The sequence below is a fragment of the Arthrobacter sp. SAFR-179 genome, assembly GCF_059414945.1.
The window spans coordinates 73,718-87,779 of record NZ_JBPFDM010000012.1 but is presented as its reverse complement, the minus strand read 5'-3'; the positions used below and the strand labels follow the sequence as shown (position 1 = coordinate 87,779).

The following is a 14,062-nucleotide window of genomic DNA, read 5'->3' as shown; positions in this document are numbered from 1 at the left end:
TCCATAGTTGGGGTCAATCCGGGTTATCCACGGCTGGGAACCGGGAGCCATCGGGAAAGCTCCCTCAGCAGCCGTAGCGGTGGATAACCCATAAAGGATTGTCCCCGCCTGTGGGCAGCGAGTTTTCGTCAGGACCTTCAATCAGTATCAATTTCGTATTACGATTTGAATGTGAGTGATGAGAAGATCAACGGTATGCCGGTCACTGATGAGGTGATCCAAGCGTGGGCCGACGAGGCTGAGCGTGGCTATCCAGTCGAGCAACTACGCAAGCGAGGCCGCCGCCCCGTTGGTGAGGGCCCCGGCGAAGTGGTGCCGGTGCGCATGGATGCCTCACTGCTCCAAGAGCTCACTGCTCGAGCCGAGCATGACCACCTGAGCCGTTCGGAGGCAATCCGCGCAGCTGTCCGGGCGTGGATCAGCGCGGCGTAGTGCAGGCGCATACATCGGCTCTTAAACACGGCATCAGCGCAGAGGACGGGATCTACGCGGCAAATCACGCGGTGTACGTTGCGGACCTCGACGAGGACAGCCAGGCCCGGCAGCTGAGGCTCGGATTCGATCCCGCAGGCCGCCTGCTCGAACTCGTCGTCCTTCGGTTCGACAGCGGCAATGAGTTGCTGATCCATGCAATGAAAGCGCGAACCCAGTACCTGGACCTGCTCGCCTAACATCACTTCCCGTGCCCTCCCTCCTCGCGGCACCGCCCTCCTTCGGGATGCTGGCGTCCGGCGCCGTGCAGTAACGCGACGAAGGGGCGCCGCAGCGGTTCGTGCCATCCTTGGAGGTATGGCGCGAACCTGGTTATCGGTGACGGTGGAACTGCTCGGTGGCCGCGGTGAGGAGCTGTGGCCCTGGCCGGGGCGCATCTTCGCGGTCGGACCCTCGCACACCTTCATGGATCTCGCCGACGCCATCAACGATGCCTTCGCCCGTTGGGACCGCTCGCACCTGTCAATGTTCACCTTGGCCGACGGCCGGGTCATCACCGACGAAGAGACGGGAGCCGAGATGGCCGGATCCGACGCTGGGCCGGTCACCACAGCTCTCGACATCGCAGTTACCAAAGTCGGCCGGACGCTGGGGCCGGGGTCTGAGTTCCAGTTCATGTTTGACCTTGGTGACGCGTGGACGCACCGGTGCGTGGTCGGGGAGGCAAAGGTCGACCCGCTGGAGGTATTGGGAATCCGCCCTGATTCCCCTCTGGCCTACTGGGGCTGGGGTAGCATCCCGGACCAATACGGGCGCCGGTGGGCCACAGATGATGGGGAGAGCCGGGTCCCGGCGCAACCGAGCGAACCGCATCCGATGCTGCTGCACGCATGGCCCGCACAGGTCTCGGTACCGAGGCTCGACCTGCCCGAAATGCGTGAAGCCATCGCGGCAGCAGACGCGCCCCGTTTCCTCGCAGCCCTGACAGGACGCGACATCGATGACACCCTGCAGCAGGTGGGGGCCGGCATACCGATGGCCCTGGAGCACAGACGCCAGGAAGCCGAGCCCGTGGCACTGTCAGTCATCAACCGGCTGACCCGGCGCGGCTTCGCCGGTGACCAAGCGCTGGCCGAGGACCTGCTGGCATCCCTGCGCCGCGAGCCGCTGCCAGGCAGGGTCGTTCCAGTAGACCTCGAAATGATCAGCATCATCCTCGAAGGGGATCCCGATCTGTCCACAGGTGGCTACCTCGACCTGCGCACCGGACAGGTATACGACGAGGCCGCCACTGACCCGATGATCATCGGGCAGGACGCCGCAATCGACGTGGAGGATGAGCCGGACCGATGGCTTCGGCTGAACCGCACAGGTTCCGGGAATGGCTGGCGGGACATGGCAGCCTTCGCCGGGCGGCAACACGATGAGGCCCTACGACAGCGGCTGGAGAGGGCGATCGAGGGCAAAGGTGCCTTCTTCCGGTTCAGGGAAATCATCCACGGCGAGAACCTCAGCGAACACTGGTACGCCTTCTCCAGCGACCGGCAGATCGGCCGTGCCCGCGAATTCCTCGCCGACAACGGCCTCCACGCAGGCTGAGGACCCACGCTCGGCCGGCTGGTCCCTTCGACGTGCGGACCTACCCGGCTGAAACGGTCACCCGGAATTGCGGAAGGGCTTTACTGTCACGCCAGGACCAGTGTCGGGTACGGTAAACCCGGCACACTGGACAACATTCAAAGCACCCCTTGGTCAGGGGAGCGGGCAAGGAATCTCATGGCCGGTAACGGGCACACCCGCGGCAAAGAAGTGGATGGTGGCACGCGGCCAGAGGAGCACGACGAGATCAACAACGCCCTTCAATGGATGCGGCTGACGTATGCCCTCGACTACGCCGCCCGCCCCAACTCCTGGGAACGGCCCGAAGACTACCCACAGTCATGGAGCATTCGCGCCTACATCGACGCTGACATCCTCGAACCCGACTACGACACCTTCGACGCCGACGCCCAAGGCCGGGTCACCGTCGCCGAAGCCAGTATTCACCTCGTCCCGGACGTTGGCAACGTCAACCTCTTCGACACCCTGGACGCCCACAGCGCTGACCTGTCCCGATTCGCCGAAGCGTTCATCGTCGCCGGATCCGAGCCCAGTCAGCTCAGCGTCGAGGGTGAGCCGGTCGTAGAAGGCGATCTGATGATCGTGTCCTGGGTGAGCGTCCAGCCGCGATTCCGTGGACACAGGGCAGGGCACCAAGTACTCAAGGCCATCCTCGGTGCAATCGGCCGCGGGACCGTCGTCACCGTCCTGCACGCGGCACCCGGGCTGAAGGACGACACAGATGAAGGATCCCTGAAACACCGAAGGGAATGCCGCGCCCTTGCCAAGTACTGGGGCGAACTCGGATTCCGGCCACTGGACGGCAACATAATGGTCCTGACCTACGAGGACATGCTCCCCATGCTCGAGGACGAGGACCAAGAGGATGACAATCTCAACCTCGACGAGCTGCGTGATGTGCCGCTGATGCAGCTCTCCCAAGAGCAGCGCGACGCGGTGTTTAGGAACCTCCGAACCAAACTCGACGAATTGCCCTGACGCCAGGAGTCCAAGGCACGAAGGTGGGACTAGAAGTTGCCATAGTTGTGGTCAATCCGGGTTATCCACAGCTGGAATTGGGAGCCCTGAGGATAGCTCCTTCGCAGCAGTAGCGGTGGATAACCCATCAGGATTGTCCCCACGTGTGGGCAGCGGAACCAATTGTCCAGACGGTTTCTGGACAATTGCGCAACAGGCTGTTGCACAATTGCGGCCCTTCCCCGGCGCGAGCTCCTCAGTGGGGCTGGCTGTCAGATTTGAATCTAAGACAGAAGGTTGGGGGAGTGTAAGAACCGCTGGCCCATTGCTAGTCCAGTGGGAGTGTGACCGCGATGCGGAAGCCGTTGCCGGGGCTGGAATCGATGGTGATGGTGCCCCCAGCTTCGTGTACGGCTATGGACATCAGCGAGAGTCCGAATCCGCGGTTCCGATCGTTGGTTGCAGTGCTGTCGAAGCCGTTGCCGTTGTCGTTGATGGTCAGGCGGATGCCGTGGTAGACGGCGGCGAGCCGGATGGTGATTTCGGAGGCCTGGGCGTACTTAAGGGCGTTGCTGAGTGCTTCCTGGGCGGCGTGGTAGAGCAGGGCTGCGGAGGTCGCCGTTATTTCGATGCCGTGATGCGGTGTGTCCCATCGGATCGCGGTTCCCTGTTGGCGGAGGGGGTCCGTTAGTCGGTCAATGCAGCCGGCGACGCCCAGGGCATGGAGGTCCAGGGGGCGGTGGTCGGTGATGATGCCGTCGATGACAGATACTTCATCCAGGGCTGGTGCTTGAGACATAGCCGTTCCTGCTTCCACTGCTTTTTCCGTTGTCGGTGCGGCCATGACCTGGGCTGGCTGCCGTGGCCTGGCTGTTGTGTCCATAGTGCAGGGTCAGCATCAAGGGTTCCGGTGCTTTTCCATAGGTCCAGTGCAGGGTTTGGGCAGGATTTAACCAGGCTGCCCGACGACTTATTTCGTACTATCGAGTGTCGATTATTCGAGCAGATACCGGATGGCATGGGCGCAAGGGAAGCTGGCTCGGTGGGCACTTGACGACGCTATCTCGGTCCTTACCAAACGGATGGTGGATTGCTGTTCCAAGGCTGGTCGTCCCGGACCGTTGGCCCGGTACTCGCTGCTTGATATCAGTCCGCTTGCCTTTACTTGTTCACCCCAAACAGAAATTCGATTCTTTCTGGTTGTATTCTTTGTTCAGGCTGACGCTGCACTTTCCGCGTTGTTGGGGAGAATCGCGGTTAAGGCCTGGGTGCCGGGCTCAGCCGGCACTTTCAGCCAAAAAAGGAATAGCCGATGTCTAGGGATGATTTTTCTCTCCCAGCGGTCACCGGCGCAGAGGTCACACCGGGTCTGGGGGACCTGCTTTTCCGCCCCAGGCGGTGGGGGGTACTTCTCTGCGGTCCCAGGTGATGGAGCTGATCAACGATGTCCTCTCTGACCCTGCTCCCGAGACTGAATGGGCCAGAAGTCAGCTGCGGACACTTCTGGCCTCATATCCGGATAATCCCGAGCGGGCGTTTCTAGAGCATCTGATTGGGACACGGAAGCAGGCCGGGCAGCGCCTCCCCGTGAACGGCGAGGGGAGTACTCCAGCAGGTCGCCCTGTTGCGCAGGGCGCTCAGGACAGCGGAGCGACGAAGAGGATCAAGTCCGTACTGGGCAGCAGGTTGTTGCTGACGGCGTTCCAGCCAGTCCATAGATTGCCGGAAGGAGGAGTCGCCGGGGTCGAAGCCCTTACGCGTTTTGTCAGCAGCGATGGCGCCGACGCAGACACCTGGTTCCGGGAAGCGGAGAGCGTGGGTCTTGGCGTCGAGCTGGAGATCGCGGCATTGCAGTGCGCTGTGTCCGCGGCGGGGAAGATCCCTTCGCATCTCTTCGTCGCATTCAACCTGACTCCCACGGCGGTGACGGAGAGCCGCACCCAGGGCCTGCTGCAGAATTCCGGGCTGGCGATGGACAGGATTGTTGTCGAACTCCGGGGCCAGACAGATGACAGGCAATGGGAAAGGGTCATCCGGTCGCTGGAACCGCTCCGCAGAAGCGGGTTGCGGGTAGCGGTCGATGGGTCCGGCCCAAGCTTCACGCCGGTCGACCGGATTCTTGCCCTTCGACCGGACATCATCAAACTCGACCGGACATTTATTGATGGAATCCTCGAAGGGCCAGAGCCTGATGAGCCGGTCGTGATAGGTCTGGCCCGGGAGGTTGGAGCGGTCCTGGCGGCCGAAGGCATCGAAACAGAAACGGAGCTTGCAGCGGTCATTGATGCTGGCTTGACTGCAGGGCAGGGTTATCTGATGGGACGGCCGTCCGTGCATCCGCTGGATTGGTCGTCATGGATTATTCAACCGACTGTGGGGGTCAACGTTGAGCCATAGCAGCAGCACAGAGCGGCGCTCGATCAGTGATTGGCTGGAACTGGCCGCGGCCGGGGAAACCCGGCTCGTCAGATACGTCAACAACTGAAGCACAGAACGGGTGGGCCGGATCGAGGACAGACTCGGGGGGATCAATGGAGGGGCAAGGACGGGATGACCTGCTGACGCAGTCGCTGCTGCTCGATGAGATCGGACAGTCTGTGATTGGGATGGACAGCAGGTGGCGGGTCACTTACTGGAACCGCGCCTCGGAGCGTTTGTATGGTTTTGCCGTCTCCGAGGTGCTGGGAAAGACGCCCATTGATCTGGGCATCATCGGTCATTTCCAGACACTGGAGCCGGGGCCGACGGGTGAGGAGATCGCCGGGCAAATCGCCAGTGGCAAGGACTGGTCGGGGGAATTCTGGGTACGGGACCGGGCCGGCAGGGAGTTCCCGGTCCATGGGACGATCAGCCCGATCAGGGCCCGGCACACTGTGCCGGTGGACATCGTGGCCATTTCCAAGGACATCACCGACCGGAAACACACGGAGGCTGTCCTGCGCCGCCTCTCGGCGATGGTGGAGTCCTCCGGGGACGCCATTATCAGTGCGGATATGGATGGAAAGATCACCAGCTGGAACGCGGGCGCTGTCAGGATGCTGGGCTGGAGTGCGGCAGAAGCCATTGGCAGGGCCCCAGACCTTTTCACAACCCGGGCGCCGGAGGATACCAACGAGCGAGTGGCTGAACGGATCCGCAGCGGCGCTTTCGTCCCCGGCCTGGAAGCGCGGTGGCGGCGTAAGGACGGGTCGGTCATCGACGTCGAGCTGACGGTGTCCCCTGTCTATGGGCAGGACGGGCAGCTGGCCGGAGCGTCCGGAATCGCCCGCGATGTCACCGAAATCAAACGGTTGCAGTCAGAAGCTGCCGCGGAACGCCGGCGGCTGCTGGCAGCCCAGGAGATGGCCCATGTGGGAAGTTTCGAGTACTCGCCCTCGACAGGAGCGACGTGGCATTCGGAGGAGTTCGCCCGCATCGTGGGTCTGGGGCCGGGTGGATCCCCATCGTGGGAGTGGATGCTGGAGCGGACCCACCCGGAGGACCGGGATGGGGTCCGGCAGGTGTGGCGGAGCCTGTACGCGGGTTCGGGTTTCGAGGAGATCGAATACCGGCTCCTCCTGCCCGATGGCGGGCAGCGGTGGCTGCATTCGAGAATTCGAAGCGTGGATGGTCCGGACGGGAAACCCTTGCACTTCCTTGACACGGTGCTGGACGTTACCGAGCGTAAGAACGCCGAGCAGGTCCTGGAGTGGCAGGCCCGCCACGACGCCCTGACGGGCCTGCCTAACAGGTACCTGATCACCGAGGTGCTGCAGGGTTTCCTGGACCGTGGTTCCCGGCCGGTGGTGATGTTCGTTGATATCGACCGGTTCAAGCTGGTCAATGACGGCATCGGTCATGGTGGTGGGGACAGGATCCTGATGCTCCTGAGTGAACGCCTGCTCGGGGCTGTCAGGGCGGGGGACACCGTGGGCCGCTTCGGCGGCGATGAATTCATCATCGTCTGCGAGAACATGGGCATTCGGGCCGCCAAGGTCCTCGCCGGACGGATCCGTGAATGCATCAGGGCGCCGTTCGAGGTCGAGGAGCGGCAGATCTTCCTGAACGTCAGTGTCGGCATCGCTCTGGCCGGACCTGAGGACACGGCACAGTCCATGCTCGGCGGCGCGGACACCGCAATGTACCGGGCGAAATCGGCCGGTGGGGACGCGTCGGTGGTGTACCACGAGAGGATGACCCGACGGGCGAGCGGGCGGTTGGACCTGGAATCGGATCTGCGGCTGGCCCTGGACAGGGGAGAGATGTGCCTGCATTACCAGCCGATCGTGGACCTGGACGTGGGGGCGCCGCTTGGGTTCGAGGCGCTCCTGCGGTGGAAGCATCCCGACCACGGCGTCATACCCCCGGAAACGTTCATCCCTATCGCCGAGGAGACCGGCCTGATCATTCCGATTGGAGCCTGGGTCCTTCAGGAATCGCTGCGCCAGGTCCAGCAATGGCATCAGCAGGTGGAGGGGGCAGAAGATCTCACGGCAGCGGTGAACATTTCCGGACGCCAGCTGGTAGCCAAGGATTTCCCGGACGTCGTCGAGGCAGCAATCCAGGCATCCGGCATTGATCCGGAAGCCGTTCATTTGGAGATCACGGAAACAGTTCTCATGGATGAACCGGACTTGCCCAGGGAAACCCTGCAACGTCTTTCCCGTCTGGGTGTTGGTCTTTCCATCGATGACTTCGGCACGGGCTATTCCTCCCTGAGCTACCTGAAATGGCTCACAGCGAAGACGTTAAAAATCGACCGCATTTTCATTCGTGAACTGGGAGTGGACCCGCACGGCGGCACCGTCATCGAGCTCGTCCTGGGCATGGCGAAGAGCCTCAAACTCGACGTTATCGCCGAAGGCGTTGAAACCCCCGACCAGCTCAACGAACTGCGGCGGCTGGGCGTCACCCGGGCCCAGGGGTACCTCTGGAGCAAACCGATCCCGTCAGAACGCGTCCCCGCCTGGTTACACGGCAGGTTGCGTAAACCGGCGCAACAGCCGGGATAACACCAGGTGCCCATTCCATGAAGAGGAGCAGAACCGCCTTGAGGATCCCCCGGCCGCCCCTGGCGGTCCTGCCCGATACACCCGACACGAGATTGCTGGCCGACCTGACCAGCTACGCCGGCGATCTGTCGGAAGCCTCCCACGCCCTTGACTGCGCCCTGGACGCCGGTGAGGGGTCGGAGTTATGGATGCCCCTTACCTCCCATGCCGTGACCGCCTACGTCCGGCCCTTCATCCTCTCCAATGTCCGGAAGCGTCTTGATGAAATGCCGGGCATTGCGTCGATGCCGGCCGCTCTCCAACCCATTCACCGCGTCATCCGGGAGTATCGAAACACGACCATCGCGCATTCCCAATCGAGTTTGAGCCTGCCACTGCCCGTGGCATTTCTGGACAGCCAGGGAAAAGGCGTTGATGTCGCGGGTTGGTCCCTCATTCATCCGATGCCATTGGCCCTGGCTGAGCAGTTCGGGGACCTCATCGCCGCGGTCGAAGACATGGTCGACCTGGCAACGCAACCGGTTCTGGAGCGTCTTCGTTCCTGGTTGAAGGATCAAACGCCGGAAAAAATCAACGGCTGGGCGTTTCCCGAATTTCTTCACGCTGCCGACACTGATTTCACGGCCTCAGAGCGAAGACGACGAACACCGCGCTTCACAACCTATTGGCGCAGTGAACAGCAACGTGACGAGGATCAGCACTGTAAAAACCCGTTGCCCTGACCATCCGCCGTGGCCGGCAATCACCGAGCATCGGCAACGGAGTTTTCCGTACCGGAGAATTCCGCTGGAGAAGCCCGCCGATGGGGGATCGACGGGCTTCCCAATAGCACAGTAGGACCGCTTCATTTGGCTGTCGAATAGACAATCAAAAAGGAGAAACGGCGGCAAAAGGAACGAATGTTCCACAGTGCGATTGAAGTGCCGCGTCTGCTCAACGGCGCCTTAATTCCAATCCTTACGTGTGTAGCTCAAGTTTTTATCAAGATGCGCGCAGGAAGGCACGAGGGTTGGAATTTCATCATCCTGGAAATGCGCCGGCGGGAATTTGAGGGCTCTTTTTAGCTGGAGAATCCTGACGCCCAGGCGGTGATGTCAGCGTCTGTGAAGGTGATGACCGGCAGCTGTGCCTGGAGTGCCGCCCTTAGCCGGGCTTCAACAACAAACCGCGGCATCCCCTCCGTCGCGCGCCGGACGTCTTCGATGACCCGTTCGAGGCGGAGCAGAAGACTGTTCAGCATCGCATTGGCGGCATCATCATCGGGGGCAGCGCGGGGAAGCTCTGCTTCCATGATCGGCTCCTTCCGGATGTGGCAGCAGACCGTGGGTCCGAGACCGGGGGTCCGGACCGGCGGGGGAGGCCCGTGAGAATATGGTAGCGGCCGGACGGCAGCCGCCGGCAGGGGCGTGCCCGCGTGCCGTCCCGTGACTGTTGGGAATAAAGGGTGTGGCATTGGTTAATGACGTGGAGGCTTGGCGGCTGGATCCTGCCACCCTTCGTGAAGTTGTCCTGGACCGGGCCATGATCGAGAGCCGGCTTGATGACGGCTGCCCGGCACTTGAACGGGTGTGGATTTTGTCAGTGCTGGGACGTGATCAGGAAGCCGTGGCTGAAGGCAGGCTTTTGTTGGCACATTCCCGGGACCGGTTCAGGCCGCTGCTGGTTCTCGCGCATGCCTACCAGCGCCAATACAGGTGGCATAAGGCCGCGAAGCTGCACGAAGAAGCGCTGCGGATGGCCGGCACTGCCCCGCGTGAAGCCCTGGTGCGTCATCAGATCGGGCGGCGGCTCTTCGACGAGGCGAGATACCGGGACGCCGCAGCGGAGTTCGAGTGGGCGCATGACCTCTACCGGATCGCCGGGCGGACACGGCTGGCAGAGGCCTCGCGCCAAGCGATGCTCCGCGCCCGCCAACTTGCCCAACAGTACTGACCATGACCGCGTCCCGGGCCTCGGGAGGCTGCGGCTGCGGCGGCGGCGGGGGCAGCCGGGCATTGTTGGTTTGCTTTTAGCTGCGCATACCCCGCGCTGCGGTCCGGACCTGCCGGCGGATTGTGGAGGTTTCCTTCCGGGCGACCTGGAGGTATGGGAGGAGGCCGGCACGCAATTGATCCGCGTGGGTACTGCTGAGGTCGATTTCGTAGGAGCGGCCATCGAGGCTGAACTGCACGGTCTCGGCTGCGTCACTGCCATCGAGATCGTCTACAAGGGTGCTGATGATTCTGGTTGCCACCGGCAAGACCCTACCAGCGATGCCGGCACGAAACGGTGGCTGAGGTTGGCAGCGCAGGCCGGAGCCGCAGCCGTGGTCAGTTCCGGCCCTCATCCGCAGTCCTTACCGCCCTGGCCGGGGTTTCCTTGGGTGTGGGGCCTTCTTCTGGTCCTGTCCGGGCTGCATGGCGGCGCTGGCGTGCTGACCGGCCGGTTCGGTCAACCAGGTGAGGGCTTCATTGATGGAGCTGAAGAACCTGGTGGGGGTTGCAGGTTTGTGCCGGGCTGTGTAGAAGACGACGATGACTTCATCGACCGGGGAGTCCCCGACGATTGCTGTTCTGCCGTGGGGCCATTCGGTGGCGAAGACAGAACCGGCCTGGGGAGTGAGGCCTTTGATCCCGGTCATTTCGACGAGGATCGGCAGTTCCTGCCCGTTGGTGAGTTCACGCGCCCGGGTGAGCGTTGCCCTGGCAGCAGCCTCACTGATCAGGAGTCCCGGGCTCCAGCGGACCCGCAGGACCCTCCCATACAGGTCCACGGCACCGAGGTGGTCATCGTGCAGGCCTTGTCTCATCTATCTCCCCTTAGGGACCGCCAGGCGCGTGACGGACGGGCGGGCAATGCCGGTTCTGGAAGCGGGCAAAGGGTGGGTGTGAAAAACCCGCCCACGGGGGGGACGGGCGGGTTCCTCGAGAACTTTAGACAGACCGGCGGCAAATAGCGAAACGACGGCACTCTTTCCCGCGAGCAATCCGGGACTGACCCATCGAATTGCCGATCGGTCAGGGATGGTTGTCGGCATCGCCGGTTGGTCCTTCCCGCCAGCCTGCCCAGTCAGAGGGGTGCAGTGTTGGGCGCCCGAGGAGGTATCCCTGGGCTGAGGTGATGCCGGCCTGGGTGACCGTAAGGAGTTCGGCGATGGTTTCAATTCCTTCGGCCAGGACCTGGGCGCCGGTTTGTTGGGCGAAACTGACCATGGCCGCGCCCAGGGCACGTTGTCCCTGGTCCCTGTCGATCCCGGCGATCAGTGTCCGGTCGAGCTTGATGATGTCAGGGCTCAGCTGCAGGATATGGCGCATTGAAGCGAAGCCTGATCCTGCGTCATCTACCGCTATCCGCACCCCGTCCCTGCGCAGGGGCGCCAGCGACGCCAGGAGTTGCGCGTAGTCGGTGACGGCGTGCCGCTCGGTCAGTTCGAGCACTACACGTTCAAGGGCCACGCCCGAGCGGCGCAGCAACGCCGGCAGCCGCGGATCCATGCACGTCTCGGGGGCGACGTTGAATGAAACGTAGAGGTGGCCGGGAAGCGTGGCGCTCTTGCATAGGGCTGCGGCCAGTGCGGCGAGTTCAAGATCCGCGCCGAGTCCGACGCTGGCCGCTTCACTGAACCAATGCTCCGGGCTTCTGCCGTCGTCGCTGGGGAACCGGGCCAGCGCTTCAACCCCGGTCATGGCCCCGCTGGTCAGGTCATGGATGGGCTGGAACGCGGTGAGGATCAACCCGTCGGCGACAGTGCCGATGCGTTCCCGCAGCCGCTGCGCCACGTGCGCTTCCGCGTCCGGGGCGGGCAGCAGGCGGCTGGTCCCTTCGAAGCGCTGACCGGTTCCTTCCCGGGACGGGCAGGACTTGCCGGACATCTCCATGAGGACCGGGGTGCCGTTGCGGTGCCTGCAGCAAACGGTGACGGCGGACCAGACCGGACTGTCGTTAAGGGCGCTGGCGACTGCTTCACGTGCCGTGGACAAGTGGTCGTCGGTGATGATCAGGCTGAAAGGCCTTCCGAGAAGTTCGGATGGTTCGTAGCCGAGCAGGGCGGCGCTGGCCCTGCTGCAGAACGTGAAGATGCCGCCCGCGTCCACGGCCCACAGCCATTCCTGGCTCGTGTCCAGCACGGTGTCCATCAGGCTTGAGGTGAGGTTGTTCCGGTCCCGTTCCTCACGGTGCACACGGGTGCTGCGCGCGGCGGCCCAGCCGGCGACCAGGATCATGCCCGCGGCCAGGGAGGCGAGCACGCCGGTCAGGACCGCAGGCTCCTGGACACGAGGAACCAGGACATGCAGCCACGCCGTGAGGGCCAGAACGAAGGCTGCCTGCGCGGCGAGCACACACAGCAGAAGGCGGCTGCCGATGAATACCCGAAGGCCTGACCAGCCGCCTGCCCGTCCGCTGTCCCACTCCCGCTCCGAAGCCCGGGACCTGCTGCGCCCTTCGGGGGCCGGTGCTGAAGCGGTGGTCAGGAGGCCGCGGCTTGGGGCCTTTCCGGAGACGGTGGTCATGCCTGCGAGTCCGCCGGCTGGGGCTGGGATTCTGCAGGGACAGGCTCTGACCCGGCCCGGTAACGGTAGGTGATGTTCTCGTCCTGGACCAGGAAGGTTTCCACCCCGCTGCGGGACCAGTGAAGGACGAGCAGGCCGTAGCGTTCGGCCAGTTTCGCCAGGGTCGGGAACGTCGTGACATCGATGACGGGCCTGCCCTGAGGTGCCGGCATCGGGTGGACCCGCACCAGTAACGCTGCGTAGCGGCGGCGGATCGCCGCCGCCTCGTCCGCGGGGGTGGTCCGGCGGGCGAAAATCAGGATGATGATTCCCGTGGCCAGGGCAGCGAGCAGGAACACGGCCGAGATGACGCGGGCGGCGGCCGCGGTGACCGCGAGCCCGCTGACACCGACCATGCGGGGCACCAGGGCGGTGTGTTCCTGGGTGGCCGAATCAGTGACGGCCAAGCTGCCCGGACCGCCCGGGAGGGTGAGTTGGAGGGGTGTGAGTTCGAGTTTGAGTTCCGGCCGGAATTCTGCGCCCTCCGCCGTCTTAACGGCCGGGGTCAGGGCGACGGAGACCGGCCCGGCCGGAAGACCAGTGACCGCTGACGCGGCCTGGGCTTTAGCATCGAGGCTTGCCAGGTCCAACCGGACACTGCCCTCATAGCCGCTGCCGTCAACCGTGACCGGACCGCTCAGGGGGAGCGTGGAATGCCAGCCTCCCGGGGTGGAGAGCTCCGCTGTCACGCTCACCGTTCCTGGCTCGCCGTGATAGCTGTATCCGACATCGACAGTCTTGGCGAGTTTCCGGAAGACCGGGCCCGGTGACTTGGCCGTGGTCCCGTCGTAGGCCGCGCTTTGGCCGACGTCCGCGGTGTAGGAGAAGTTCATCCGTGTGCCGCTCTTGACCTGTGAGCTGGCTGTTTCCTCCAGGGGACCGGACCAGGCCAGGGCGCCGAGGGTAACGCCGGCGACGCCGAAGACCGCCGCAAGGGCGGTAGGGATGCGCAGTGAGGGCGGCAGGCCGCCCAAGCCGTGCCGGGCCGGGGGGCGGGTGCCGATGTGGCGGGACATGGATGCTCTCCTTCGTTTGCGGCGGTGCCGTGTCGTTGCCGCGCCTCCGCCGGCCAGCAGCGCGAAGGCCAGCAACCCCAGGACCGGGGGACTGGTCAGGGTTTCCAGCCACAACCCGCCCTGCGGGATATGAACCAGGGCCCGGCCGACCAGGTCAGCGGCGGGCGGGGTGATGGGGTCAACGGACTGGTTGTTGTCGCCCTTGAAAACGAAGGCCGCGTCGTTGCCGCCGATAATGCGGTGCAGCGCCACCTCGTCCCGGCCTGGAAGGTTATACGCGGCGATGTCGCCGACCGCATAGGAAGAGGTCCGGGCGATGATGACCAGGTCGCCCTGGTGGTAGAGCGGGTTCATGCTGACGCCATGGGTGATGACGATCCCGGCCTGGCCGGTGGCCAGAACAGCCCCCACACACACCGCAAGAACCGCGACCACTGCGAGGACGGCGGTGCGGAGGCGGTGCGTCAGCCGCTGTGCCAAGGCGAAACCCCTCTCGGGAACGGGCGGGAATGGTTCT

The 14,062-nt window shown here is 63.8% G+C and carries 14 protein-coding genes; 8 read left to right on the top strand and 6 right to left on the bottom strand.

The features are described 5' to 3' along the window. Positions 1 to 171 precede the first annotated feature (171 nt). From ACR65K_RS17135 to ACR65K_RS17120, 4 genes are all read left to right on the top strand, one after another. Positions 172 to 432 (top strand): ribbon-helix-helix domain-containing protein, encoded by a 261-nt coding sequence (locus tag ACR65K_RS17135; RefSeq protein WP_440154221.1) that lies wholly within the window; start codon positions 172 to 174, stop codon positions 430 to 432. Continuing rightward, entirely contained in the window at positions 432 to 671 is a 240-nt protein-coding gene (locus tag ACR65K_RS17130; protein ID WP_440154220.1) for a toxin, read from the top strand. The genes ACR65K_RS17135 and ACR65K_RS17130 overlap by 1 nt, the downstream gene beginning before the upstream one ends. A gap of 118 nt (positions 672 to 789) precedes the next feature. Beyond that, on the top strand, positions 790 to 2,031 hold the full coding sequence (locus ACR65K_RS17125; RefSeq protein WP_440154219.1) for a hypothetical protein: 1,242 nt from the start codon (positions 790 to 792) through the stop codon (positions 2,029 to 2,031). Positions 2,032 to 2,208: 177 nt separating this feature from the next. Further along, on the top strand, positions 2,209 to 3,030 hold the full coding sequence (locus tag ACR65K_RS17120) for a hypothetical protein (RefSeq protein WP_440154218.1): 822 nt from the start codon (positions 2,209 to 2,211) through the stop codon (positions 3,028 to 3,030). A 307-nt stretch (positions 3,031 to 3,337) separates the two neighbouring features. Here ACR65K_RS17120 and ACR65K_RS17115 read toward each other — a convergent pair whose 3' ends face one another. Continuing rightward, positions 3,338 to 3,808, bottom strand: a complete 471-nt coding sequence (locus ACR65K_RS17115) for a sensor histidine kinase (protein WP_440154217.1) — start codon at positions 3,806 to 3,808, stop codon at positions 3,338 to 3,340. A 629-nt stretch (positions 3,809 to 4,437) separates the two neighbouring features. Here ACR65K_RS17115 and ACR65K_RS17110 point away from each other — a divergent pair. The 3 genes from ACR65K_RS17110 (at position 4,438) to ACR65K_RS17100 (ending at position 8,722) form a co-directional block, all read left to right on the top strand. Further along, positions 4,438 to 5,406 (top strand): EAL domain-containing protein, encoded by a 969-nt coding sequence (locus ACR65K_RS17110; RefSeq protein ID WP_440154288.1) that lies wholly within the window; start codon positions 4,438 to 4,440, stop codon positions 5,404 to 5,406. Positions 5,407 to 5,540: 134 nt separating this feature from the next. After that, complete coding sequence (locus ACR65K_RS17105) at positions 5,541 to 8,000, top strand: putative bifunctional diguanylate cyclase/phosphodiesterase (protein ID WP_440154216.1); 2,460 nt, start codon at positions 5,541 to 5,543, stop codon at positions 7,998 to 8,000. Positions 8,001 to 8,038: 38 nt separating this feature from the next. After that, positions 8,039 to 8,722: a hypothetical protein gene (locus tag ACR65K_RS17100; RefSeq protein ID WP_440154215.1), complete on the top strand. Its 684-nt coding sequence runs from the start codon at positions 8,039 to 8,041 to the stop codon at positions 8,720 to 8,722. A 338-nt stretch (positions 8,723 to 9,060) separates the two neighbouring features. Here the strand turns inward: ACR65K_RS17100 and ACR65K_RS17095 are convergent, their stop codons facing one another. Then, positions 9,061 to 9,291, bottom strand: coding sequence for a hypothetical protein (locus ACR65K_RS17095; protein WP_440154214.1), 231 nt, complete (start codon positions 9,289 to 9,291; stop codon positions 9,061 to 9,063). Between the two features lie 155 nt (positions 9,292 to 9,446). On the opposite strand from ACR65K_RS17095, the gene ACR65K_RS17090 reads away from it, so the two are divergent. Further along, the gene (locus tag ACR65K_RS17090; RefSeq protein WP_440154213.1) at positions 9,447 to 9,932 is read left to right on the top strand and encodes a hypothetical protein; all 486 of its coding nucleotides are present in this window, start codon (positions 9,447 to 9,449) and stop codon (positions 9,930 to 9,932) included. Between the two features lie 76 nt (positions 9,933 to 10,008). Here the strand turns inward: ACR65K_RS17090 and ACR65K_RS17085 are convergent, their stop codons facing one another. The 4 genes from ACR65K_RS17085 to ACR65K_RS17070 form a co-directional block, all read right to left on the bottom strand. Next, positions 10,009 to 10,233, bottom strand: coding sequence for a histone-like nucleoid-structuring protein Lsr2 (locus tag ACR65K_RS17085; RefSeq protein ID WP_440154212.1), 225 nt, complete (start codon positions 10,231 to 10,233; stop codon positions 10,009 to 10,011). A gap of 102 nt (positions 10,234 to 10,335) precedes the next feature. Continuing rightward, positions 10,336 to 10,788 (bottom strand): DUF7793 family protein, encoded by a 453-nt coding sequence (locus tag ACR65K_RS17080; protein WP_440154211.1) that lies wholly within the window; start codon positions 10,786 to 10,788, stop codon positions 10,336 to 10,338. Between the two features lie 208 nt (positions 10,789 to 10,996). Next, positions 10,997 to 12,490 carry a sensor domain-containing phosphodiesterase gene (locus ACR65K_RS17075; RefSeq protein ID WP_440154210.1) on the bottom strand — a complete coding sequence of 498 codons (1,494 nt, stop codon included), beginning with the start codon at positions 12,488 to 12,490 and terminating at the stop codon, positions 10,997 to 10,999. Then, positions 12,487 to 14,025: a signal peptidase I gene (locus tag ACR65K_RS17070; protein WP_440154209.1), complete on the bottom strand. Its 1,539-nt coding sequence runs from the start codon at positions 14,023 to 14,025 to the stop codon at positions 12,487 to 12,489. Before ACR65K_RS17070 ends, ACR65K_RS17075 begins: the two co-directional genes overlap by 4 nt. Between the last annotated feature and the right edge of the window lie 37 nt (positions 14,026 to 14,062).

Excerpts from the sequence above, each read along its gene's own strand:
- ACR65K_RS17105 (WP_440154216.1), top strand. The coding sequence starts at position 5,541 with ATGGAGGGGCAAGGACGGGATGACCTGCTGACGCAGTCGCTGCTGCTC.
- ACR65K_RS17080 (WP_440154211.1), bottom strand. The coding sequence starts at position 10,788 with ATGAGACAAGGCCTGCACGATGACCACCTCGGTGCCGTGGACCTGTAT.
- ACR65K_RS17125 (WP_440154219.1), top strand. The coding sequence starts at position 790 with ATGGCGCGAACCTGGTTATCGGTGACGGTGGAACTGCTCGGTGGCCGC.
- ACR65K_RS17095 (WP_440154214.1), bottom strand. The coding sequence starts at position 9,291 with ATGGAAGCAGAGCTTCCCCGCGCTGCCCCCGATGATGATGCCGCCAAT.
- ACR65K_RS17075 (WP_440154210.1), bottom strand. The coding sequence starts at position 12,490 with ATGACCACCGTCTCCGGAAAGGCCCCAAGCCGCGGCCTCCTGACCACC.
- ACR65K_RS17110 (WP_440154288.1), top strand. The coding sequence starts at position 4,438 with ATGGAGCTGATCAACGATGTCCTCTCTGACCCTGCTCCCGAGACTGAA.
- ACR65K_RS17115 (WP_440154217.1), bottom strand. The coding sequence starts at position 3,808 with ATGTCTCAAGCACCAGCCCTGGATGAAGTATCTGTCATCGACGGCATC.
- ACR65K_RS17120 (WP_440154218.1), top strand. The coding sequence starts at position 2,209 with ATGGCCGGTAACGGGCACACCCGCGGCAAAGAAGTGGATGGTGGCACG.